The sequence below is a fragment of the Micromonospora sp. NPDC005299 genome (assembly GCF_042872345.1).
Lineage (GTDB): Bacteria > Actinomycetota > Actinomycetes > Mycobacteriales > Micromonosporaceae > Micromonospora.
Window position 1 is genome coordinate 224,100 of record NZ_JBIAKG010000002.1, and the last position, 21,410, is coordinate 245,509.

Here is a 21,410-nt window from a genome sequence, read left to right on the forward strand (position 1 = left end):
CGCAGCGCGACGACATGGTGGCTCGGGCAGCACCGGCCACGACCGCTCCACCGTCTCCCGCAGGCCGTCGAAGGGGACTTCATGATCAGGACGATGCTCCGGCTGCGCGCGCGTCAGGGCTGCGAGCCCGCTGTGCGGTCCGCGTGGGGGACGGTCGCGGGGCAGGTCGGTGGGCTCGCCGGCAACCTCCGGCACGAGCTGCTGCTCGACGCCCTGGACCCGCGCGGGTTCGTCGTCGTCACCGAGTGGGCCGACGAGGCGGCGCTGCGCGCGTACCGGAACGGGCCGGTGGCCGCGCGGCTGGCCGAACTGGTCCGGCCGCTCACCGAGCCGGCCGGCCCCGACGACTACCCGGTGCTGCGGGAGCACGGGACGGGCGACTCGACGGTCTACGTGGACGTGGAGCTGACCGTGCCGGCGCCCCGGCTCGCCGAGTTCCACCGCGGCTACCCGGAGGTCAGGGAGCGGATGGCCGAGGTGCCCGGGTACCGGCGCGAACAGTTGCTGCGCGAACCCGGGTCGGACGTGCACCACATCTTCGCCGAGTGGAACAGCGCGGGGGAGTTCCTCCGCTGGATCGCCGATCCGGCCCACGCCTCCGCGCAGGCCGGGCCGATCGCGCCGTTCCTTCTCGACATCCGGCGCCGCCTGTTCCACGTCGTGCCCGACGGAGGCGGCAAGCGACAACCCACCACGGGCAGGGAGGCCGACGTGCACAGGACAACGGACGTACTCGTCGTCGGGGCGGGGCCCGCGGGGCTGACCGCCGCCGTCGAACTGGCCCGGCGGGGCGTCGACTGCCGGGTGATCGACAAGCTGGCCACCCCGGCCGGGCAGGCCGACAAGGCGATCGGCGTGCACTGCCGCACCATGGAGATCTGGGAGGAGCAGGGCATCGTCCAGGAGGCCATGGACGCCGGCATCTGGCTCACCGGCAACATGGTCTTCGTCAACGGGGTGGAGACCCACCGGATGAGCTGGGAGCTGCCCGGCCTGCCGTACGCGCATCTCGGCCTGCCCCAGTACGAGACCGAGCGCCTCCTCACCGCCCGGCTGGCCACCCTCGGGGTGCGCCCCCAGCGCGGCGCCGAGCTGGTCGACTTCACCCAGGACGACGACGGCGTGACGGCCACCGTCACCACCGCCGACGGCGGCACCGAGTCGGTCCGCGCGAAGTACGTGGTCGGCTGCGACGGCGCGCACAGCCGGGTCCGGGAACTGCTCGGACTCACCTTCACCGGCGGGCTGGGCCGGTTCCCCCAGCTGTTCATGCTCGGCGACGTCGACGTGGACTGGGACATGCCCGACGGGCACTTGCTGCGGTTCATGCACGAGACCGACGGCCGCATGGACGGCATGCTGGTCTGCGTCCCGCTGCGCGGCGAACGCCGGTACCGGATCGCCACCCTGGCCCCGCCCCGGTTCTTCGCGCAGACCGGCGGGCAGGACGCCCCGCCCGGGTTCAGCGCGGAGCTGGGCGCACCCACCCTGGACGACGTCCAGGCCGCCCTCGACCACCTCGCTCCGCCCGGCACCCGCGCCTCGAACCTGCGCTGGTCGTCGGTGTTCCGGATCAGCCACGGCATCGTGGACCGCTACCGCGACGGCCGGGTGTTCGTGGTCGGCGACGCGGCCCACCTGCACCCGCCGGCCGGCGGCCAGGGCATGAACACCGGGATCCAGGACGCCTGGAACCTGGCCTGGAAGCTGGCCCTGGCGGTACGCGGGATCGCCGCGCCCGGCCTGCTGGACAGCTACGAGACCGAGCGGCGGCCGGAGGGCGAGGAGATCGTCGGCCGCGCGGTGCGGATGGCGTTCACCGACGAGCTGGACCGGGAGGACCTGAAGCGGCAGTTCCTCCAGGAGATGTCCATGCTGCTCAGCTACGCGGGCAGCCCGCTGGTCGGCGAGTGTGTGTCCGACCCGGACGCGCTGGGCGAGGCACCCCGCCCCGGCGACCGGGCCCCCGACGTGGACGGGCTGCTGCGGCGCGGCGTCGGCCATCCGCTGCGGCTGCGCGACCTGACCCGTGGCACCCGGCACACGCTGCTGCTCTACGCCGACGCGTCGGCCGACGAGGCGGCGCGGGGCGCGATGGCCGAGCTCTGCGCCGACGTACGGCGGCAGACGGCCGGGGAGGTCGACGCGTACCTGCTGCTCAGTCCGGACGCCGCCGAGCCGCGGCTGCTCGACCCCCCGACGCTGTGCGACGCCGACGGCCGGTTCCGAGCCACGTACGGACTCGCCGGCACCGGGCTGTACCTGGTCCGCCCGGACGGGCACGTCGGCTTCCGCAGCCAGCCGGTCGACGCCGACGCGCTCCGCAAGCACCTGCACCTGGTGTTCGGGGGTGCCCGGTGACCCGGGTGCGCACCGTGCTCGCCATGCGGACCCGGGAGGGCTGCGAGGAGCGCTTCGAGACGGAGTGGCGCACCGCGGCCGAGGCGATCCGCACCCTGGACGGCTGCCTGCACCAGGACCTGGTCCGCGACGCCGACGACCCCCGCAGCTACCTGATCATCAGCGACTGGGCGGACCGCGAACGGCTGGACGCCTTCGGCCGCAGCGAGCACCGGGACCGGCTGCTGCGCATCATCCGCGAGCTGCGCGAGTCCGCGCAGCGGCACACCTACCAGGTGCTCCACAGCGTGGGCAGCGCACCGGAGGAGGACCGATGACCGACGACGCCGTGCCGGCGGGCGAGCTCTACACCGACGGGTTCGCCGCCGACCCCTATCCGACCTTCGCCCGGCTGCGGACCGACCGGCCGGTGTGCCCGGTCAGCTCACCGCGCTTCGACTCCTGGCTGATCACCCGCTTCGACGACGCCCGGGCGGCGCTGACCGACCCACGGCTGTCCAAGGACCTCTACGGTCCCGGCCAGCACTACCTGCGGATCTTCGGCCCGAACTCCGAGGGGTTGAACCGCAACATGCTCAACTCGGACCCGCCCGAGCACACCCGGCTGCGCCGGGTGGTGTCCCAGGCGTTCGCGCCGCGGCGGATCGAGGCGCTGCGGCCGCGGGTGGCGCAGGTCGTCGACCACCTGATCGACAAGATGCTCCCGCAGGGCCAGGCCGAGCTGATGCACGACTTCGCCATCCCGCTGCCGATGACGGTCATCTGCGAGCTGCTCGGCGTGCCACCGGCCGACCACGACCAGGTGCTCGACTGGACCCAGGTGATCCGCACCTCCGGCTCGACGCGGCGGCCACCGCAGGAGGAGCGGGCGGCCGTGCAGGAGGCCCAGTTGCGCCTGCACCACTACTTCGCCGACCTGGTACGGGCCAAGCGCGACGACCCGGCCGACGACATCATCGGGGCGCTGATCGACGCGGTCGACCGCGACGGGACGCTCTCCGAGGCGGAACTGGTCACCACCACGTTCCTGCTGGTGTTCGCCGGGCACCAGACCACCGCGGACTTCCTCGGCAACGCGATGCTCGCCCTGCTGACCCATCCCGAGCAGCTGGAGATGCTGCGCGCCACGCCCCAACTGCTGCCCGCGGCGATCGAGGAGCTGCTCCGGTTCGACGGCCCGCTGCCGGTGGCCAGCCCGCGGATCGCCACCGAGGACATCGAGTACGAGGGGGTGTGCATCCCGCGCGGCTCGATCGTCGGCGTGGCGATCAACGCGGCGAACCACGACCCCGCCCACTTCACCGACCCCGACCGGCTGGACCTGCGCCGGGTCCGCGGCCCGCACCTGGGCTTCGGGCACGGCGTGCACTACTGCCTCGGCGTCTCGCTGGCCCGGATGGAGGCGCAGATCGCGCTCGCCGCGCTGCTGCGCCGGCTGCCCGGGCTGCGGCTCGGCGTGCCCCTCGACGAGGTGCGCCGGCTGCCGGCCGCGTCGCCGTTCCGCGGCCTGCTGGAGCTGCCGATCACCTTCGCCGCCTGAGCCTCCCCGCCCGCCCACCCGAATCCCACCAAGGAGCAGCCATGGTCTTCCGGAACGTGATCGTCTGCCACATGGTCCCCGGCAGCGACAAGATCGTCGGGGACGTCTTCGGCCACTACGACCAGGCCACCCGACCCCAGGACCTCGGGGTCATCGGGCGCATCCTGCTGTCCCACCACGACCTCTACATCCACGTCATCGAGCGCGAGCAGGACCCGAGGATCTCCGGCCAGACCCGGGGGCTGCCCGCCTTCCAGAAGATCGCCGAGGCCATCGGCCCGTACGTGACGCCGTACCCGCGGTACTGGAAGAACCCGTCCGACTCGGTGGCCAAGGAGTTCTACCACTGGGCCCCCGAGGGGGAATCACCCGCGGACACCACGCTGACCGTGATCGTCGGGCGGATCAAGCCCGGCGCCGAACCGGACGTGGCCCGGGTCTTCGGCGAGTCCGACGCCGGATCCCTGCCGACCGAGCTGGGCGTCACCGGGCGCTGGCTCTACTCGATCGACGACGTCTACGTCCACCTGCTCGAACAGGAGGCGTCGGCCGCCGAGGCGACCCGCAACAACCACGACGACAAGCCAGTCTTCGCGAAGGTGATGCAGGACCTCGCCCCCTACGTCAGCCCGTACCGGCCGGAGGAGTGGCACGGCCCGCAGGACTCGGTGGCCACCGTGTTCTACCGCTGGCAGGCCGAGGACTGAGCCGCGGCGGGGGCGTCCGAGGGCGCCCCCGCCGTTGCTATCGTCGGCCTCCCCGGACGGCGTCGGGCCGCACCGGGTGAGGCGTGAACAGGCGGTCGCCGGTGTCCCGAGCACGCACAGTCGTCCCACCCGCGCTGCTGGTCCTGGTCCTCGCCGCCCTGCTGGCCTCCGGCATCCGGCCGTACGACCGGCTGACCTGGCTGCTGGAGACGGTCTGGGTGCTCGTCGGCGTCCCCTTGGTGCTGCTCACCTGGCGCCGGTTCCCGCTGAGCACGCTGCTCTGCTGCCTGCTCGCCGCGCACGCGCTGATCCTCGTGGTCGGCGGCCACTACAGCTACGCGCGCACGCCGGTCGGCGACTGGGCGCGGGAGGCCTTCCACCTGTCCCGCAACCCGTACGACCGGCTCGGCCACTTCGCCCAGGGCTTCGTGCCGGCGATCCTGGTCCGCGAGATCCTGGTCCGCCGGTCGCCGCTGCGCGGGAGCCGTTGGCTCGCCCCGCTGGTGGTCTGCGCCTGCCTGGCGTTCAGCGCCTTCTTCGAGATGATCGAGTGGTGGGCGGCGCTGGCCGGCGGGTCGGCGGCCGACGACTTCCTCGCCACCCAGGGCGACGTCTGGGACACCCAGTGGGACATGTTCCTGGCGCTGGTCGGCGCGATCACCTCGCTGGCCCTGCTCAGCCGCCTGCACGACCGCCAGTTGCCGGCCGCTCCGCCGGGCGCCGCCGCCGATGTCCCGGCGGCCCGGACCGGCCTGTCCCCGTAACCCTGAGCAAGGTTCACTCGTCGCCGACGGTCTCCGTCTCGCCGTCGTGCTGGAAGCGGGCGGGCAGGTGCTCGTCGGGCTGCGGGGCCTCCGCCAGGTTGTGGTGGGGGTCCCCGTCCGCGGAGTACAGGACGTCGTCGGTCTTCTTGCTCTTCTCCTGGTCCTCTTCCGGCTGCGTCACGTCCGCTCCTCGCCAGGTGCCGTCGGTGACCGCCCGCCGAGGGCGGGACGGTCCGGTCCGATTCCCACCCTAGGCGCGGCGGCGGGCGGTGGTAGGCGAATGCCGGCGCGGCCCGCCGCCCGGGCGGGCTCGGGCGAAAACCGCCCGCCGGCAGCGGTGATGCGACAGGGTGGTGCTGCGGACGGCCCGCGCGGGGCCGCCGCGGGGTGCCGCCGGCGGTACGGGGGTGTCGGGTGCCGACGAAGGAGATCATCCAGCACGTCGGCACGCTCCTGGACCTGGCCGGGGTGCTGGTCATCGCGGTCGGCGTGGCGGTCGCCACGGTCGTCTTCGCGCTGGGCTGGTGGCGCACCCGGCAGGTCGTCGAGCACTACCGGGCGTACCGGCAGGGGGTCGGGCGGGCCATTCTGCTCGGTCTGGAACTCCTGGTCGCCGGGGACATCATCCGGACCGTGGCGGTGTCGCCCACCTTCACCAGCGTCGGGGTGTTGGCGCTGATCGTGCTGGTCCGGACGTTCCTCAGCGTCTCGCTGCAGGTCGAGCTGGACGGCCGCTGGCCGTGGCAGGGCAGGGGCCCGGTGGGCGGCTCCGGCGTGACGGCCCGGACGCAGCGCTGAGGACGCCGAACCCGCCGTCGACCACCCGTCAGATGTTGGCGGAGTCCGCCGGCACCCCGCCCGGCAGCGACGGGGCGCCGCCCGGCGGCTGCTCGCCCAGGCAGCGCAGCCCGAGGGTGTACGCGGTCATCGACAGCGACCCGTACGCGTACCCGTCGACCAGCACCTCGGGGCGGTCCCCGGCGGCGCCGGCCAGCCCGGCCAGGTAGAGCAGCGGGAGGAAGTGGTCCGGGGTCGGCACCGCGAGGTCGAAGTCCCGGTGCCCGTCCAGCCGGGCCGCCTCGGTCGGCGCGTCCTGGACCGTCTCCCGGGCGGCGTCGTCGAAGCGGCGCGCCCAGTCGAAGCCCTCGTCGGTCCGCCGCGGATCGACGCCGCCCAGGTTGTGCACCACGTTGCCGCTGGCCACCACCAGCACGCCGCGCTCCCGCAGCGGGGCGAGGCGGGCGCCGAGGTCGAGGTGGTAGTCGAACGGCTTGAACGCGTTGATGCTCAGCTGCACCACCGGGATGTCGGCGTCGGGGAACGCGTGGGTCAGCACCGACCAGGTGCCGTGGTCGATGCCCCAGGAGTCCAGGTCGGCGCCGACCCAGGTGGGGTGCACCACGTCGCTGATCTCCTCGGCCAGCTCCGGCAGCCCGGGCGCCGGGTAGCGGACGTCGAAGAGTTGCTGCGGGAAGCCGTAGAAGTCGTGGATGGTGCGTGGGCGGGGCATCGCGGTGACCGCGGTGGCGCCGATGTACCAGTGCGCGGAGACCACCAGGATGGCCCGGGGCCGGGGCACCGACCGGCCGAACTCCCGCCAGGCGGCGGTGTAGCGGTTGACCTCCAGGGCGTTCATCGGGTTGCCGTGCCCGAAGAACGCCGCCGGCAGCACCGTCTGGGTGTTCTGCTCGCTCATCTCGCTCCCGGGGCCGGCCGTGCCCCGAGGCTAACCCGCGGGCCCCTCGCGTGTCCGGCCACCGGGCCGAGCCGAACCGGGGAGTTGGCGCGTACCCCCGGGGGGTATATGGTGGCGGCGGAGGTGGACTTCGATGGACCACGAACACGGGCACCACGGCGCGGGGCACGACAAGCACGCCGGGCACGACCCCGAGCAGTTCCGCCGCAAGTTCTGGCTGAGCCTGGCCCTGACCGTGCCGATCGTGCTCACCAGCCACATGGTCATGGACTGGCTCGGCTACTCGCTCGACCTCCCGGGCGTCCGCTGGGTCGGCCCGGTCCTGGGCACGATCGTCTTCTTCTACGGCGGCTGGCCGTTCCTGGTCGGCGGCGTCCGCGAGGTGCGCGACCGGGCGCCGGGCATGATGCTGCTGATCTCGATGGCGATCACTGTCGCGTACCTGGCGTCGGTGGCCACCAGCCTCGGCCTGTTCGACCTGGACTTCTGGTGGGAGCTGGCCGCCCTGGTCACCATCATGCTGTTGGGTCACTGGCAGGAGATGAAGGCGATCGGGCAGGCTCAGGGGGCCCTCGCCGCGCTCGCCGCCCTGCTGCCCGACGACGCCGAACGCCTCGACGACTCCGGGGCCGCTCACCCGGTGCCGGTGGCCGACCTGCGGGTCGGTGACCTGGTGCTGGTGCGCTCCGGCGGCCGGGTCCCCGCCGACGGCCGGATCGTCGACGGGGCGGCCGAGCTGGACGAGTCGATGATCACCGGGGAATCCCGGCCGGTGCCGCGCGCCGTCGGGGACCGGGTGGTCGCCGGGACCGTGGCCACCGACTCGGCCCTGCGGGTACGCGTCGAGGCCGTCGGCGAGGACACGGCGCTCGCCGGCATCGGCCGGCTCGTCGCCCAGGCGCAGTCCTCCGGCGGGCGCGCCCAGGTGCTCGCCGACCGGTTCGCCGCGCTGCTGTTCTACGTCGCGACCCTCGCCGGCCTGGCCACCTTCGCGGCCTGGCTGGTGCTCGGCAACACCGACCAGGCGGTGGTCCGTACCGTGACGGTGCTGGTGATCGCCTGCCCGCACGCCCTCGGCCTGGCCATCCCGCTGGTCGTGGCGCTCTCCACGGCGCTCTCCGCGCGCGCCGGCATCCTGGTGAAGGACCGGCTCGCCCTGGAACGGATGCGCACCGTCGACGCGGTGCTGTTCGACAAGACCGGCACCCTCACCAAGGGACGGCACACCCTGACCGGGGTGGCCGCCACCGGCGGGCTGGACTCCGACGGCGCGCTGCGCCTCGCCGGGGCGGTCGAGGCGGACAGCGAGCACCCGCTCGCCCGAGCGTTGGTCACCGCCGCGCAGGACCGGGGCCTGCGGGCGTCCGCCCGGGACTTCCGCTCGCTGACCGGCCGGGGCGTACGCGCCACGGTGGACGGCGCCGACTGGGCGGTGGGCGGCCCGGCCCTGCTGCGCGAGCTGGGCGCCGACGCCCCCGCCGAGCTGACCCGGGCGGCGGAGGGCTGGTCGCGGCGGGGCGCCGCGGTGCTGCACCTGGTTCGGTTGCCCGGCGCCGGCCGTCCCGAGGTGGTCGGGGCGTTCGCCTTGGAGGACGAGGTCCGGCCCGAGGCCCGCGCGGCTATCGCCGAACTGCGCGAGCAGGGCGTGAAGAAGATCGTGATGATCACCGGGGACGCCCGCCCGGTCGCCGAGGCGGTCGCCGCCGACCTGGGCTTCCGCCCCGGCGTGGACGAGGTCTTCGCCGAGGTGCTCCCCGCCGACAAGGACAAGGCGGTCAGCGAACTCCAGTCCCGCGGGCTGACCGTCGCCATGGTCGGCGACGGCGTCAACGACGCCCCGGCCCTCGCCCGCGCCGACGTGGGCGTGGCCATCGGCGCCGGCACCGACGTGGCGATCGAGTCCGCCGGGGTGGTGCTGGCCGGCTCCGACCCGCGCGGGGTCACCGGCGTGATCCGGCTGTCCCGGGCGTCGTACCGGAAGATGCGGCAGAACCTGGCCTGGGCGGCCGGCTACAACGTGGTGGCCATCCCGCTCGCCGCCGGGGTCCTGGGCTGGGCGGGCATCGCGCTCAGCCCGGCCGTCGGCGCGGTGCTGATGTCCGCCTCCACCATCGTGGTGGCGCTCAACGCCCAACTGCTCCGCCGGGTCCGGCTCACCCCGGCCGACGGCTGACTCGCCGCAGCTACGGCCGGCGCGGCCCCTCGCCCCTGGTGGATGCGAGGGTCTGCGTCGCTTCACACCCGCACCTGCGAACGCTAGGGTGGCCGCGTGACGGTGTTCCGGATCGGCGAGGCCGCCGAACTGCTCGGGGTCAGCGCGGACACGGTCCGCCGCTGGATCGACGCCGGGCGGCTGCCGGCCACCCGCGACGAGCACGGCCACCGGGTGCTCGGCGGGGCCGACCTGGCCGCGTTCGTCCGGGCCCCGGGCCACCCCGAGCTCTCCTCGGCGCGCAACCGGCTGCGCGGCATCGTCACCGCCGTCGTCAAGGACACCGTGATGGCCCAGGTCGACATCCAGGCCGGGCCGTTCCGGATCGTGTCGCTCATGAGCCGCGAGGCGGTCGACGACCTCGACCTCCAGGTCGGCTCGGTCGCCGTCGCCGTGATCAAGTCGACCACGGTCGTGGTGGAACGCGCGCCCGCGCCGAAGGGAAGGACCAACCCGTGACCGTACGGTGGATCCGCGCCGCCCTCGCCGGGGCGGCCGCGCTGAGCCTGGCCCTGACCGGCTGCGGCGGCGCCGACGACGAGTCGACCGCCGACCAGGGCACCACGGTGACCGTCTTCGCTGCCGCCTCGCTCACCGAGTCCTTCACGAAGCTCGGCAAGGCCTTCGAGGCCGCCCACCCGGGCACCCGGGTCGTGGTCAACTTCGCCGGCAGTTCGGCGCTCGCCACCCAGATCACCCAGGGCGCACCGGCCGACGTGTTCGCGGCCGCCTCGCCGGCCACCATGAAGACCGTCACCGACGCGGGCGACGCCGCCGGGACGCCGGCCGTCCTGGTCCGCAACCAGCTCGTCATCGCCGTACCGCAGGGCAACCCGGACCGGGTCGGTGGCCTGGCCGACCTGGCCCGGCCCGGGCTGAAGGTGGCGCTCTGCGCCGAGCAGGTGCCCTGCGGCGCGGCGGCGAAGACCGCCCTCGCCGCGGCCGGCGTGCGGCTCACCCCGGCCACCCTGGAACAGGACGTCAAGGGCGCCCTGGCGAAGGTGAAGCTCGGCGAGGTCGACGCGGCGCTGGTCTACCGCACCGACGCGCGCAGCGCCGCCGCCGAGCTGGCCGCCGTCGAGTTCCCCGAGTCCGCCCGCGCGGTCAACGACTACCCGATCGCGGTGCTGACGCACGCCGCCAACCCGGCCGGGGCCCGCGCGTTCGTCGACCACGTCCGCTCCGCCGCCGGCCTGGCCGTGCTCACCGCCGCCGGGTTTCAGGCGCCGCCGAGCCAGTGATCCGATCCGCGCGCCGCCGGCAGCGGGTGCCGCTGGCCCTGCTGCTCCCCGCCGGGCTCGGGCTGCTCTTCCTCGTACTGCCGCTGGCCGGGCTGCTGGCCCGGGCGCCCTGGACCACGCTGCCCCGGCGGTTGGCCCAGCCCGGCGTGCTCACCGCGCTGCGGCTGTCGCTGGAGACCGCCACCGCCGCCACGCTGCTCTGCGTCGCGCTCGGCGTGCCCCTGGCCTGGCTGCTGGCCCGGGTCGAGTTCCCCGGCCGGCGGCTGGTCCGCGCGCTGGTCACCGTGCCGCTGGTGCTGCCGCCGGTGGTCGGCGGGGTGGCGCTGCTGCTGGTCTTCGGCCGGCGGGGGCTGATCGGGTCCTGGCTGGACGCCGCGTTCGGGGTGACCCTGCCGTTCACCACCGCCGGTGTGGTGCTGGCCGAGGCGTTCGTGGCCATGCCCTTCCTCGTTCTCGCCGTCGAGGGTGCGCTGCGCGGCGCCGACCCCCGCTACGAGGAGGCGGCGGCGACCCTCGGCGCCGGGCGCTGGACCACCTTCACCCGCGTGACCCTGCCGCTGGTCGCCCCGGGGGTGGCGGCCGGCGCGGTGCTCTGCTGGGCCCGCGCGCTCGGCGAGTTCGGCGCCACCATCACCTTCGCCGGCAACTATCCGGGGCGGACGCAGACCATGCCGCTCGCCGTCTACCTGGCGTTGGAGACCGACGTGCAGGCCGCCATCGTGCTCAGCCTCATCCTGCTCACCGTCTCCGTGGCCATCCTGGCCGGGCTGCGCGACCGCTGGGTCGGCACGGCGTGACGACCCGGCCCCTGCTCGACGCGCACCTGGTCGCCGACCGGGGCGCCTTCCACCTCGACGTCCGGCTGTCCATCGCCGCCGGGGAGGTGGTGGCGCTGCTCGGGCCGAACGGGGCCGGCAAGACCACCGCCCTGCGGGCCCTCGCCGGGCTGCAGCCGCTCGGCGCCGGGCAGATCACCCTCGGCGGCGTCGACCTTGACCGCCCCGACCGGCGGGTGTGGACGCCGCCCGAGCGGCGCCCGGTCGGCGTGGTGTTCCAGGACTACCTGCTCTTCCCGCACCTCAGCGCCTTGGACAACGTGGCGTTCGGGCCGCGCCGGCGGGGCGCCGACCGGCGGGCCGCCCGGGCCCGGGCGCAGGGCTGGCTGGACCGGGTCGGCCTGGGCGGGCAGGCCCGGCACAAGCCGCGCCAGCTCTCCGGCGGGCAGGCCCAGCGGGTCGCGCTGGCCCGTGCGCTCGCCGTCGAGCCCACCCTGCTGCTGCTCGACGAGCCGCTCGCCGCGCTCGACGCCCGGACCCGGCTGGACACCCGCGCCGAACTCCAGCGCCACCTCGGCGCGCACCCCGGCGCCACCCTGCTGGTCACCCACGACCCACTGGACGCACTCGTGCTCGCCGACCGGCTGGTCATCGTCGAGCAGGGGCGGGTGGTCCAGGAGGGCGACGCGGCGACCGTCACGGCCCGCCCCCGCACCGACTACGTGGCCCGGCTGGTCGGGCTCAACCTGCACCGCGGGCACGCCGACGGGCACGCCGTCACGGTCGGCGGCCTCACCCTCACCACGGCGGACACGGTGCGGGGGGAGGCGTTCGTGGCCTTCCCGCCGGCCGCCGTCGCGCTGCACCGGGCGCGCCCGGACGGCAGTCCGCGCAACGTGTGGGCGGCCACCGTGACCGGCGTGCAGCGGCACGGCGACAACCTGCGGGTGCAGCTCGCCGGGCCGGTCGACGTGGCCGCCGACGTCACCCCCGCCGCGGCGGCCCACCTCGGGCTGCGCCCCGGCCAGCCGGTCTGGGCGGCGGTCAAGGCCGCGGAGACCCGCGCGTACCCGGCGTGACGCACGCCGCTGGCCGGTCACCGGCGCCGGTGGGAGGTTTGAGGCCGGCCCGCCCGGTCACTGAACAGGGGGAGCGATCACGAAGGGGGAACGGGGTGCCCGAGACGACACGGTTCCGGTCCAGTCAGGACGTCGTCCTGCCGGACGACGTCACCGACCCGCTGCTGTGGCGGGCCGCGTACGACGTGGCCGCAGCGCACCAGCCCGACGCGACGGGACGCTGTCCCAGCCTGCTGTGCGACGGGCGGAGCGCGCCCTGCGAGCCGATGGTCAACGCCCGCCGGGCGATGCGGCTGGCCCGGGGTGGCGCGCGGCGCGCCGAGGGCCGCGGGACCACCGGCCGGAACGCCCGCGACCGGCGCCGGGCGGCCTGAGCCGGTCCGGCGCGCGGCACCGCGGTCAGTGGTCGGGGGAGAAGGCGGCGAGGAAGCGGTCCCGGAAGGTGTCCATCCGCCACACGGGTGCCTGCGGGCCGGGGCGCAGCCCGTCCTGCCAGCCCCAGTCGGTCACCCGGTCCAGCACGGCCGCGTCCTTCGCCACGATGGTGATCGGCACGTCGCGGCTGGCGCCCTCGCCGGTCACCGAGGCCGTCGGCTGGTGGTCGCCGAGAATGACCAGCACCAGGTCGTCCCCGCCATGGGTCAGCACGTACGACACCAGGGTGCCGAGGCTGTACTCGATGGAGTGCGCGTAGTCGGCGCGGACCTGGGCGGCGTCCCGCTGCACCACGTCCCGGCTGCCGCCCGTGCTGGTGGCCGCCGTGTGGAAGATGGTGCCGTCGCCGACCGCGGCCCAGGGCACCGGCTTGGGGATCGCCGACCAGGGGGAGTGGCTGGACACCAGCGGGATCTCCGCCATGAGCGGGGCGTGCGGGCGGTCCCGCTCCAGCCGCTGAAAGGTTTCCAGGGTGTACTGGTCGGGCATCGGCGCGTAGCTGAACTTCGGGCCCCGGTAGGCCAGCTTCTCGGCGTCGTAGTACCGGTCGTAGCCGAAGAACTTCCCCTCCGGCCAGGGCTGGGTGGCGGCGGGGAACACGCCGACGGTCTGCCACCCGGCCCGGTGGAACGCGCCGTTGAGGGTGAGCCGGTCCCCGGCCAGCAGGTCCCGGTGCCGCTGGTCGTTGTCGATCCACAGCCCGGAGAGCAGGGTGGCGTGGGCCAGCCAGCTGCCGCCGCCGAAGGTGGGCGAGGTGAGGAAGCCGCTGCGGGCGTCGTAGCCGGCGGCGCGCAGCCGCCGGTAGCCGTCGTCGAGCACCGCGTTCACGCCCGGCGCGAGCGCCGGGTCCTCCACGGCGTCCCGGCCGTAGCTCTCCACGAACGTGACCAGCACGTCCTTGCCGCGCAACCCGGTCAGCAGCCGGTCGCCGGACATGTCCCGGTAGGCGTCGGCCGTCATCTCCCCGGCGAACGCCGCGCGGTCGCGCAGGCCGGCCCGCACCTGACCGACGTGCGACGCCACCAGGGTGGTCGCCGTCCGGTCGGCGACCGGCACGTCGGCGGCGAGGCGCACCCCGAACAGGGCGCAGCCCAGCCAGAGCACGGCCAGCGCGGCGACCACCCGCACCGCGCCGGTGCGGTGCCCGGCCACGAGCCGGGCCAGCCGCCGCGCGGCGAGCGCCACCAGCACCGGCAGGCCGGCCACCAGCAGCACCGCCCCGACCGCCGCGGCGACGGCGCCGGCCCGGCCGACCGAGTCGGCCAGGTAGCCGTAGCCGTCGTCGAACAGCCCCCAGTCGAGCAGCACGTCGAACGGCCGGTCCCGGGCCACGAAGAACCCCGTGTCCAGCAGCTTGACCACGGTCAGCAGGCCCAGCACCAGGCCGAGCGCCGCGGCGACCGGCCGGCGGGCCCGGTCCGGCAGGACGAGCAGCAGCGCCACCGCGACCAGGGCCTCCACCGGGATCCGCAGCACCGCGCCCGGCCCGATCCCGGCCGGCCGGTCCGGCGCGACCAGCGCCGCCACCACCAGCACAGCGGCCAGCCCGGTGAGGACCCCGGCGGCGACCCGACGGGTACGCGAGGCGTGCCGCGCCGGATCGGCGGACATCGCCGCGTCTCCCGGCGGGGTGGCGTCCTCCGGCGTGCCCGGCGTCGGCGGGGGTGCCTCGGCGTCCGGGGCGGGGGTGGCCGGCCCGGCCGGCCGGCGGAGACGGATGCGCAGTGACACGGCGATGTCCTTCGGCGAGGGGGAGGGAGGGGTCAGACCGGTTGGTGGGCGATGATCCGGACGGCCACCGGCACCGGACGCGCGAGCGGGTCCACCGGTCGTGCGCCGGGACCGCCCGCGCCGACGGGCGCAAGCCGCACCGGGCCGGCCACCGAGGGGCCGGCCACCCGGGCGGGGAGGTCGGCCGGGCCGGTGCCGGCGGTCCAGGACGGGACGGCAGCCGTGCCGGGCCGGATGGGCCCGACGCCCAGCGCGGAAAGCGCGGTCGCGGCGGGTCGGACGCCCAGCAGGGGGAGCGGGGTCCCGGTGGCGGCGGGCCCGGCGGGTCCGACCGCGGGAACGAGTGCGACGGCCGGGACGGGCCGGGCCGCCGGGGCGACCGGGCGGTGCCGCCACAGCCAGGTGACGTCGCGGCCGAACGACTCGACCAGCAGGGCCAGCGCGCCGGCGACCAGCGCCGCGGTCGCCGCCGGCGGCAGCAGCCCGCTCGCCGCCACCGCGAGCGCCACGCCCTGCGCCGCCGCGACCACCTTGCGCCAGAACCGGGGCGGCAGCGTGCCGCCCATCCAGGGCAGCGGCCAGCTCGCCGCCACGAAGGCGTACCGCATCCCGCCGATGACCAGCACCCACGCCCCGACCGACGGCGCCAGGTGCACGCTGAGCACCAGGAGCAGGAAGGAGTCGACCTCCATGTCGAAGCGGGCGCCCAGCGCGCTCACCGTGCCGGTGCGCCGGGCCACCTGGCCGTCCACCGCGTCCAGCGCCAGCGCCACCGCGGTGAGCGGGACCAGCACGGCCACCGGCGCCGGCCCGCCGACGACCAGGGCGAGCACCCCGCCGACCAGCAGCGCGCGGGCCAGCGTCACCCGGTCGGCGGGGCCGAGCCGGTCCGCGCCGGCCGCCCGCAGGCCGCGCCGGAGCAGCCCGCAGAGCACCCCGGCGTACGCGAGGCCGGCCAGCCAGCCCGCCACGCCGAGACCCACCGTGCCGGCCAGCCCGGCCAGCAGGACGAACTGCACGATCAGCCCGACCAAGGGGCCATTCCGAACCGTGGACACCCTGCCTCCGTGTCTATGATCGACAACCCATGTCAGTCATCACGGGAAATTCGGCCGTCCGGTTCGGTCCGGATGCGGAAAAGAGGAGAATTCGTGACCGGTGAGGCCCGCGCCTTCTGGCTCCGCGCCCCCGGCAAGGGCGAGCTCCGCCCGGTCGCGCTCGCCCCGCCCGGCCCCGGCGAGGTGCTGGTCCGCGCCCGCTACTCCGGCGTCAGCCGGGGCACCGAGACCCTCGTCTTCACCGGCCGGGTCCCCGCCGACCAGCACGCCGCCATGCGTGCCCCGTTTCAGGAGGGCGACTTCCCGGCTCCGGTGAAGTACGGCTACCTGAGCGTCGGCACCGTCGAGGCGGGACCGGCGGAGCTGCAGGGGCGTACCGTCTTCTGCCTGCACCCGCACCAGACCGCGTACGTGGTGCCGGCCGACGCCGTGGTGGTCGTACCCGATGAGGTGCCGGCGGCCCGCGCGGTGCTGGCCGGCACCGTGGAGACCGCGGTGAACGCGCTCTGGGACGCCGCGCCGCTGGTCGGCGACCGGGTCACCGTGGTCGGTGGCGGCATGGTCGGCTGCTCTGTGGCCGCGGTGCTGGCCCGCTTCCCCGGGGTACGGGTCGAGCTGGTCGACGCCGACCCGGCCCGGGCCGGGGTGGCCGCGGCGCTCGGCGTCGACTTCGCGCTGCCCGCCGACGCGGCCGGCGACCGGGACCTGGTGGTGCACGCCAGCGCCACCGCCGAGGGGTTGCAACGCGCGCTGGAGCTGCTCCGCCCGGAGCGCACCGTGCTGGAGTTGAGCTGGTACGGCGACCGCCCGGTCACCCTCACCCTGGGCGGGGCGTTCCACTCGAAGCGGCTCGGCATCCGCAGCAGCCAGGTCGGCACCGTGTCGCCCCGGCGCGCCGACCGGAGCTACACCGACCGGCTGGCGCTGGCCCTGGACCTGCTCGCCGACCCGGCGTTCGACGCCCTGCTCACCGGCCGGTCCCGCTTCGCCGACCTGCCCGACGTGCTGGACCGGCTCGCCTCGGGCCGGCTCCCCGCGCTCTGCCACCTCATCACCTACGACGAGGAGTGATCTCCGTGTTCAGCGTCACCGTCCGGGACCACATGATGGTCGCCCACAGCTTCCGCGGAGAGGTGTTCGGCCCGGCCCAGCGGCTGCACGGCGCGACCTTCGTCGTCGACGCCACCTTCCGCCGGCCCGAGCTGGACGCCGACGGGATCGTGGTCGACATCGGGCTGGCCACCGAGCAGCTCAAGGCGGTGCTCGGCGCGCTCAGCTACCGCAACCTGGACGACGAGCCGGACTTCGCCGGGGTGAACACCACCACCGAGGTGCTGGCCCGGACGGTGGCCGACCGGCTGGCCGAGGCGGTGCACGCCGGGCGGCTCGGCGAGGGGGCGCGCGGCCTGGCCGGGATCACCGTCACCCTGCACGAGTCGCACGTCGCCTGGGCCAGCTACGAGCGGTCGCTGTGACCGGATGACAGTCGTGCACGTGGTGCTGCCGGGCGACATCGACGACCCGGCGAGCCCCAGCGGCGGCAACGGATACGACCGCCGCGCCTGTCACGGGCTGGCCGCGCTCGGCTGGACGGTGCGGGAACACCCGGTGCCGGGCGGCTGGCCGCACCCGGAGGCGGCGGACCGCGCCGCGCTGGCCGGGGTGCTCGCCGCGCTGCCGGACGGCGCGGCCGTGCTGCTCGACGGGCTGGTCGCGTCGACCGTGCCGGAGGTGCTGGCCCCGCACGCCCGGCGGCTGCGCCTCGTGGTCCTGGTGCACCTGCCGCTGGAGGACGAGGTCGAGGGCCGGGCGCTCGCCGCGGCGACCGCCGTGGTCACCACCAGCGACTGGACCCGCCGTCGGCTGCTCGACCGTTACCCGCTCGCCGCGGACCGGGTGTCGGCCGCCCCGCCCGGGGTGGACCCGGCGCCGGTCGCCCCCGGCTCGCCGGCCGGCGCCCGGCTGCTCTGCGTCGCGGCGGTCACCCCGCTCAAGGGGCAGGACGTGCTCGCCGCCGCCCTGCACCGGGTCGCCGACCTGCCCTGGACCTGCGACTGGGTCGGCCCGCTCACCCGCGACCCGGACTTCGTCGCGCGGCTGCGCCGGCAGCTCGCCGACACCGGCATCGCCGACCGGGTCCGGCTGGCCGGCCCGCGCACCGGCGGCGACGTGGCCGCCGCGTACGCGGCCGCCGACCTGCTGGTGCTGCCGTCCCGCCGGGAGACCTACGGGATGGTGGTCACCGAGGCGCTCGCGCGGGGCGTACCGGTGCTGGCCAGCGACACCGGCGGCCTGCCCGCAACGCTCGGGCGCAGCCCGGACGGCGAGCGGCCCGGCCTGCTGGTGCCCCCGGCGGACCCGGCCGCGCTGGCCGGCGCGCTGCGCCGCTGGCTCACCGACCCGGACCTGCGGGACCGGCTGCGCCGCGCCGCCCGGCAGCGGCGGGACACCCTCACCGGCTGGCCGGTCACCGCGGACCGGCTGGCGGCAGCCCTCAAGGAGGCCACGGCGGCATGACCACCTCGCTACTTCCCCCCGACTTCGCGGACTGGCTGCGGCTGCGCGAACCCGCCGACGCGGCCGCCCGCTCCGCCGAGCTGCTCGACGCGGTCCGCGGCGGGCTGCCCGCCGACCGGCCGCTGATCGTGCACGACCTGGGCAGCGGCACCGGGTCGATGGCCCGCTGGCTCGCCCCGCGGCTGCCCGGCCCGCAGCGCTGGGTGCTGCACGAGCGGGACGCCGACCTGCTGGCACTGGCCGCGACGGGGGAGATCGTCGCCGCCGACGGCAGCCCGGTCACCGTGCTGGCCCGGGACTCCGACATCACCCGGTTGGGCGCCGCGGACCTGGCCGACGCCCACCTGGTCACCGCCTCGGCGCTGCTGGACATGCTCACCGCCGAGGAGGTCGAGCGGATCGTGGCGGCCTGCACCGGCCACCCCACCCTGTTCGCGATCACCGTGCTGGGCCGGGTGCGGTTCACCCCCGCCGACCCGCTCGACGCCGAGTTCGAAGCCGCGTTCAACGCCCACCAGCGGCGCACGGCCGCCGGCCGCGCCCTGCTCGGCCCGGACGCCGTGGACGTCACCGTGGCGGCCTTCCGCCGCCGGGGCGTCCCGGTGCGGGTCCGGTCCAGCCCGTGGCGCCTCGGCCCGGAGCAGGCCGCGCTGACCGCGGAGTGGCTGGTCGGCTGGCTCGACGCGGCCGTCGAGGAGCGGCCGGAGCTGGCCGACGTGGTCGGGGCGTACCGGGAGCGGCGGCTCGCCGAGGCGGCGGACGGCCGGCTGCGGGTGGTGCTGCACCACGCCGACCTGCTCGCCGGGTGAACCGGACCGGCCGGCGGTACGTGACAACAGATGGACCGAGGGAGGACCGCTCTTGTCACACGCCGCCGTCGTCGGGCCCGTCCCGACCGCCGCGCCCGCGCCGGCCCGGTCGTTCTGGGCCTGGGCCCGCCCGCTCGCCGGGCTCGCGGTGCTCGCCGCGCTGGTCTGGTCGGTGGGCACCGGCCCCTTCCTGGCCGGGCTGCGGCTGATCGACGCGCCGGCGCTCGCCGCCGCGCTCGGCATCGGCGCGGTCACCACCGTCTGCTGCGCCTGGCGCTGGTCGCTGGTCGCCGGCGGGCTGGGCGTACGGCTGCCGCTGCGGGCCGCGGTCGCGCACTGCTACCGGGCGGTCTTCCTCAACTCCACCCTGCCGGGCGGGGTGCTCGGCGACGTGCACCGGGCGGTCCGGCACGGCCGGGACGCCGGGGACGTGGCCCGGGGCGTCCGCGCCGTGGTCTGGGAACGCACGGCCGGGCAGGTGGTCCAACTGGTCATCGCGGTGGCCGTGCTGGCGGCGCTGCCCTCCCCGGTCCGGCCGTACCTGCCGGCGGTGGCCGCCGGGCTGGCGGCTGTCGCGCTGGCGCTGGCGGTGGCCGCCCGGGCCGTGCCCCGCTCCGGGGCGTCCCGCTGGGCCCGGGCGGCGCGCACCGCGGTCGCCGACGTCCGGGCCGGGCTGCTCGCCCGGCGCACCTGGCTCGGCGTGGTGACGGCCTCGGCCGTGGTGGTCGCCGGCCACCTGGCCACCTTCGTGGTGGCGGCGCGCACGGCGGGCGCCGACGCGCCCCTGTCCCGGCTGGTGCCGCTGACCCTGCTGGCCCTGCTCGCCATGGGGCTGCCGACCAACGTGGGCGGGTTCGGGCCGCGCGAGGGGGTCGCTGCCTGGGCGTTCGCCGCGGCCGGCCTCACCGCCGCGCAGGGCGTCGCCACCGGCACGGTCTACGGGGCGCTGGTCCTCGTGGCCAGCCTGCCGGGCGCCGCGGTGCTGCTGATCCGCCGAGGTCCGGCTGGGGAGCCCGGCGACTGTCGGTGATCCCGCCTACGGTGAGGGTGCGAGGTGTGCGTTGCCGGTGCGTCCGGCAGCCCGGACTGAGGAGAAGCATGGACGAAACTCTGCCCGCCGCGACGGTCCGGACCCAGGTGACGGTCCCCCTGCGGTTCCCGGACGGATACGTGACCACCGCCCGGGTGCACTCCTTCCACGGCCTGGTCGACGGCCGCGAGCACCTCGCGATCGGGCTGGGTGAGCGGCGGGACCCGGACACCTCACCGCCGCTGGTCCGCCCGCACAGCGAGTGCCTCACCGGGGATGTGTTCGGCAGCCAACGCTGCGACTGCGGCCCGCAGTTGCGGGAGGCGGTCGAGCGGATCGCCGACGCCGGCGGCTACCTGCTCTACCTGCGCCAGGAGGGCCGGGGCATCGGCCTCTACGCCAAGCTCGACGCGTACGCCCTCCAGGACGGCGGCCTGGACACCTACGAGGCCAATGTGGCGCTCGGCCGGGGTCCCGACGAGCGCGACTACACGGTGGCCGCGCAGATGCTCGCCGCGCTGGGCGTGACCCGGGTGGCCCTGCTCAGCAACAACCCCGACAAGGCCGCCCAGCTGGAGCGGCTGGGCGTCACGGTGGTCGACCGGGTGCTCACCGGCGTGCACCTGTCGCCGGCGAACGCGGGCTACCTGGCGGCCAAGGTGACCCGCGCCGACCATGCCCTCGACCTGCCGTTCGTGCCGTGACCAGCCGGCCGTACGTGCTGCTCAGCTGCGCGATGTCGATCGACGGCTACATCGACGACGCCACCGCCGAGCGGCTGCTGCTCTCCAACGACGCCGACCTGGACCGGATCGACGCGGTCCGGGCCGGCTGTGACGCGATCATGGTGGGGGCCGCCACGGTCCGCCGCGACGACCCGCGGCTGCTGGTGCGCAGCGAGCGGCGGCGGGCCGAGCGGGTGGCCCGCGGCCTGCCGCCGTGCCCGGTGAAGGTCACCGTCACGGCCAGCGGCGACCTCGACGCGACCGCCCGGTTCTTCACCATGGGCGACGGGGCGAAGCTGGTCTACTGCCCGAGCGGCGTGGCGGACAAGACCCGGGAGCAGGTGGGCGCGGTGGCCACCGTGGTCGACGCGGGTGACCCGGTCACCCCCGAGGCGGTCCTCGCCGACCTGGCGGCGCGGGGCGTCGGCCGGCTGATGGTCGAGGGCGGGGGCACCGTGCACTGCCAGTTCCTCACCGCCGGGGTCGCCGACGAGCTGCACCTGGTGGTCGCGCCGTTCTTCGTGGGCGACCGCCGGGCGCCCCGGTTCGTCGGGGACGGCCGCTTCCCGTGGCACCCGGGCCGCCGGGCCCGGGTCGTCGAGGTCCGCCAGATCGGCGACGTGGTGCTCACCCGCTACGCCCTCACCGACCGCTGCGACGGGTAGCAGCGCGCCGGATCGGCGAGGTGGCGCGGTCCAGGGCGCCGGGACACCGCCAGCTCGGCGACCC

22 protein-coding genes and 1 pseudogene are annotated in these 21,410 nt (G+C 75.7%); 19 read left to right on the forward strand and 4 right to left on the reverse strand.

What is annotated here, in order from left to right; translation table 11 throughout:
• The first annotated feature begins 81 nt into the window (after nt 1-81).
• From ACFYPD_RS06345 to ACFYPD_RS06365, 5 genes are all read left to right on the forward strand, one after another.
• Complete coding sequence (locus ACFYPD_RS06345; protein ID WP_387109664.1) at nt 82-2,361, forward strand: FAD-dependent monooxygenase; 2,280 nt, start codon at nt 82-84, stop codon at nt 2,359-2,361.
• Nucleotides 2,358-2,678: a putative quinol monooxygenase gene (locus tag ACFYPD_RS06350; protein ID WP_387109666.1), complete on the forward strand. Its 321-nt coding sequence runs from the start codon at nt 2,358-2,360 to the stop codon at nt 2,676-2,678. Before ACFYPD_RS06345 ends, ACFYPD_RS06350 begins: the two co-directional genes overlap by 4 nt.
• The gene (locus tag ACFYPD_RS06355) at nt 2,675-3,901 is read left to right on the forward strand and encodes a cytochrome P450 (RefSeq protein WP_387109668.1); all 1,227 of its coding nucleotides are present in this window, start codon (nt 2,675-2,677) and stop codon (nt 3,899-3,901) included. The genes ACFYPD_RS06350 and ACFYPD_RS06355 overlap by 4 nt, the downstream gene beginning before the upstream one ends.
• A gap of 41 nt (nt 3,902-3,942) precedes the next feature.
• On the forward strand, nt 3,943-4,608 hold the full coding sequence (locus ACFYPD_RS06360; RefSeq protein ID WP_387109669.1) for a TcmI family type II polyketide cyclase: 666 nt from the start codon (nt 3,943-3,945) through the stop codon (nt 4,606-4,608).
• 101 nt (nt 4,609-4,709) lie between these two features.
• Nucleotides 4,710-5,372 (forward strand): DUF2238 domain-containing protein, encoded by a 663-nt coding sequence (locus tag ACFYPD_RS06365; RefSeq protein WP_387109670.1) that lies wholly within the window; start codon nt 4,710-4,712, stop codon nt 5,370-5,372.
• A 13-nt stretch (nt 5,373-5,385) separates the two neighbouring features.
• Here ACFYPD_RS06365 and ACFYPD_RS06370 read toward each other — a convergent pair whose 3' ends face one another.
• Nucleotides 5,386-5,553 carry a hypothetical protein gene (locus ACFYPD_RS06370; RefSeq protein ID WP_262285562.1) on the reverse strand — a complete coding sequence of 56 codons (168 nt, stop codon included), beginning with the start codon at nt 5,551-5,553 and terminating at the stop codon, nt 5,386-5,388.
• A gap of 233 nt (nt 5,554-5,786) precedes the next feature.
• Here ACFYPD_RS06370 and ACFYPD_RS06375 point away from each other — a divergent pair, with 233 nt between their 5' ends.
• A complete protein-coding gene (locus tag ACFYPD_RS06375) occupies nt 5,787-6,170 on the forward strand; it encodes a DUF1622 domain-containing protein (protein ID WP_387109672.1) in 384 nt (127 codons plus the stop codon).
• Between the two features lie 28 nt (nt 6,171-6,198).
• On the opposite strand, the gene ygiD is transcribed toward ACFYPD_RS06375, so the two are convergent.
• Nucleotides 6,199-7,068, reverse strand: a complete 870-nt coding sequence (gene ygiD / locus ACFYPD_RS06380) for a 4,5-DOPA dioxygenase extradiol (protein WP_387109674.1) — start codon at nt 7,066-7,068, stop codon at nt 6,199-6,201.
• A gap of 133 nt (nt 7,069-7,201) precedes the next feature.
• Here ygiD and ACFYPD_RS06385 point away from each other — a divergent pair, with 133 nt between their 5' ends.
• The 6 genes from ACFYPD_RS06385 to ACFYPD_RS06410 all read left to right on the forward strand — a co-directional run bounded on the left by ACFYPD_RS06385 (nt 7,202) and on the right by ACFYPD_RS06410 (nt 12,750).
• Nucleotides 7,202-9,241 (forward strand): heavy metal translocating P-type ATPase, encoded by a 2,040-nt coding sequence (locus ACFYPD_RS06385; RefSeq protein WP_387109676.1) that lies wholly within the window; start codon nt 7,202-7,204, stop codon nt 9,239-9,241.
• Between the two features lie 96 nt (nt 9,242-9,337).
• Nucleotides 9,338-9,739: a molybdopterin-binding protein gene (locus ACFYPD_RS06390; protein WP_387109678.1), complete on the forward strand. Its 402-nt coding sequence runs from the start codon at nt 9,338-9,340 to the stop codon at nt 9,737-9,739.
• Nucleotides 9,736-10,521: a molybdate ABC transporter substrate-binding protein gene (modA, locus tag ACFYPD_RS06395; protein ID WP_387109680.1), complete on the forward strand. Its 786-nt coding sequence runs from the start codon at nt 9,736-9,738 to the stop codon at nt 10,519-10,521. The genes ACFYPD_RS06390 and modA overlap by 4 nt, the downstream gene beginning before the upstream one ends.
• Nucleotides 10,518-11,318 (forward strand): ABC transporter permease, encoded by an 801-nt coding sequence (locus ACFYPD_RS06400; protein ID WP_387109681.1) that lies wholly within the window; start codon nt 10,518-10,520, stop codon nt 11,316-11,318. The genes modA and ACFYPD_RS06400 overlap by 4 nt, the downstream gene beginning before the upstream one ends.
• Nucleotides 11,300-12,376: an ABC transporter ATP-binding protein gene (locus tag ACFYPD_RS06405; RefSeq protein ID WP_387110589.1), complete on the forward strand. Its 1,077-nt coding sequence runs from the start codon at nt 11,300-11,302 to the stop codon at nt 12,374-12,376. Before ACFYPD_RS06400 ends, ACFYPD_RS06405 begins: the two co-directional genes overlap by 19 nt.
• Before the next feature lie 95 nt (nt 12,377-12,471).
• Complete coding sequence (locus ACFYPD_RS06410; protein ID WP_387109683.1) at nt 12,472-12,750, forward strand: hypothetical protein; 279 nt, start codon at nt 12,472-12,474, stop codon at nt 12,748-12,750.
• A gap of 25 nt (nt 12,751-12,775) precedes the next feature.
• On the opposite strand, the gene ACFYPD_RS06415 is transcribed toward ACFYPD_RS06410, so the two are convergent.
• Together ACFYPD_RS06415 and ACFYPD_RS06420 are read right to left on the reverse strand one after the other, a co-directional pair.
• Nucleotides 12,776-14,542 (reverse strand): sulfatase, encoded by a 1,767-nt coding sequence (locus tag ACFYPD_RS06415; protein ID WP_387109684.1) that lies wholly within the window; start codon nt 14,540-14,542, stop codon nt 12,776-12,778.
• A 326-nt stretch (nt 14,543-14,868) separates the two neighbouring features.
• Nucleotides 14,869-15,600 (reverse strand): annotated as a pseudogene (locus tag ACFYPD_RS06420) (CDP-alcohol phosphatidyltransferase family protein); the annotation flags it as partial.
• 93 nt (nt 15,601-15,693) lie between these two features.
• On the opposite strand from ACFYPD_RS06420, the gene ACFYPD_RS06425 reads away from it, so the two are divergent.
• The 7 genes from ACFYPD_RS06425 to ACFYPD_RS06455 all read left to right on the forward strand — a co-directional run bounded on the left by ACFYPD_RS06425 (nt 15,694) and on the right by ACFYPD_RS06455 (nt 21,346).
• Nucleotides 15,694-16,671 (forward strand): dehydrogenase, encoded by a 978-nt coding sequence (locus ACFYPD_RS06425; protein WP_387109686.1) that lies wholly within the window; start codon nt 15,694-15,696, stop codon nt 16,669-16,671.
• A 5-nt stretch (nt 16,672-16,676) separates the two neighbouring features.
• On the forward strand, nt 16,677-17,075 hold the full coding sequence (locus tag ACFYPD_RS06430; protein WP_387109688.1) for a 6-pyruvoyl tetrahydropterin synthase family protein: 399 nt from the start codon (nt 16,677-16,679) through the stop codon (nt 17,073-17,075).
• Between the two features lie 4 nt (nt 17,076-17,079).
• A complete protein-coding gene (locus tag ACFYPD_RS06435; protein WP_387109689.1) occupies nt 17,080-18,117 on the forward strand; it encodes a glycosyltransferase family 4 protein in 1,038 nt (345 codons plus the stop codon).
• On the forward strand, nt 18,114-18,926 hold the full coding sequence (locus ACFYPD_RS06440; RefSeq protein ID WP_387109691.1) for an SAM-dependent methyltransferase: 813 nt from the start codon (nt 18,114-18,116) through the stop codon (nt 18,924-18,926). Before ACFYPD_RS06435 ends, ACFYPD_RS06440 begins: the two co-directional genes overlap by 4 nt.
• Before the next feature lie 52 nt (nt 18,927-18,978).
• The gene (locus ACFYPD_RS06445) at nt 18,979-19,956 is read left to right on the forward strand and encodes a lysylphosphatidylglycerol synthase domain-containing protein (protein WP_387109692.1); all 978 of its coding nucleotides are present in this window, start codon (nt 18,979-18,981) and stop codon (nt 19,954-19,956) included.
• A 68-nt stretch (nt 19,957-20,024) separates the two neighbouring features.
• The gene (gene ribA / locus ACFYPD_RS06450; protein WP_387109694.1) at nt 20,025-20,660 is read left to right on the forward strand and encodes a GTP cyclohydrolase II; all 636 of its coding nucleotides are present in this window, start codon (nt 20,025-20,027) and stop codon (nt 20,658-20,660) included.
• On the forward strand, nt 20,657-21,346 hold the full coding sequence (locus tag ACFYPD_RS06455) for a RibD family protein (protein WP_387109695.1): 690 nt from the start codon (nt 20,657-20,659) through the stop codon (nt 21,344-21,346). Before ribA ends, ACFYPD_RS06455 begins: the two co-directional genes overlap by 4 nt.
• Nucleotides 21,347-21,410 lie beyond the last annotated feature (64 nt).

Excerpts from the sequence above, each read along its gene's own strand:
- ACFYPD_RS06345 (WP_387109664.1), top strand. The coding sequence starts at position 82 with ATGATCAGGACGATGCTCCGGCTGCGCGCGCGTCAGGGCTGCGAGCCC.
- ACFYPD_RS06355 (WP_387109668.1), top strand. The coding sequence starts at position 2,675 with ATGACCGACGACGCCGTGCCGGCGGGCGAGCTCTACACCGACGGGTTC.
- ygiD (WP_387109674.1), bottom strand. The coding sequence starts at position 7,068 with ATGAGCGAGCAGAACACCCAGACGGTGCTGCCGGCGGCGTTCTTCGGG.
- ACFYPD_RS06360 (WP_387109669.1), top strand. The coding sequence starts at position 3,943 with ATGGTCTTCCGGAACGTGATCGTCTGCCACATGGTCCCCGGCAGCGAC.
- ribA (WP_387109694.1), top strand. The coding sequence starts at position 20,025 with ATGGACGAAACTCTGCCCGCCGCGACGGTCCGGACCCAGGTGACGGTC.
- ACFYPD_RS06435 (WP_387109689.1), top strand. The coding sequence starts at position 17,080 with ATGACAGTCGTGCACGTGGTGCTGCCGGGCGACATCGACGACCCGGCG.
- ACFYPD_RS06385 (WP_387109676.1), top strand. The coding sequence starts at position 7,202 with ATGGACCACGAACACGGGCACCACGGCGCGGGGCACGACAAGCACGCC.
- ACFYPD_RS06440 (WP_387109691.1), top strand. The coding sequence starts at position 18,114 with ATGACCACCTCGCTACTTCCCCCCGACTTCGCGGACTGGCTGCGGCTG.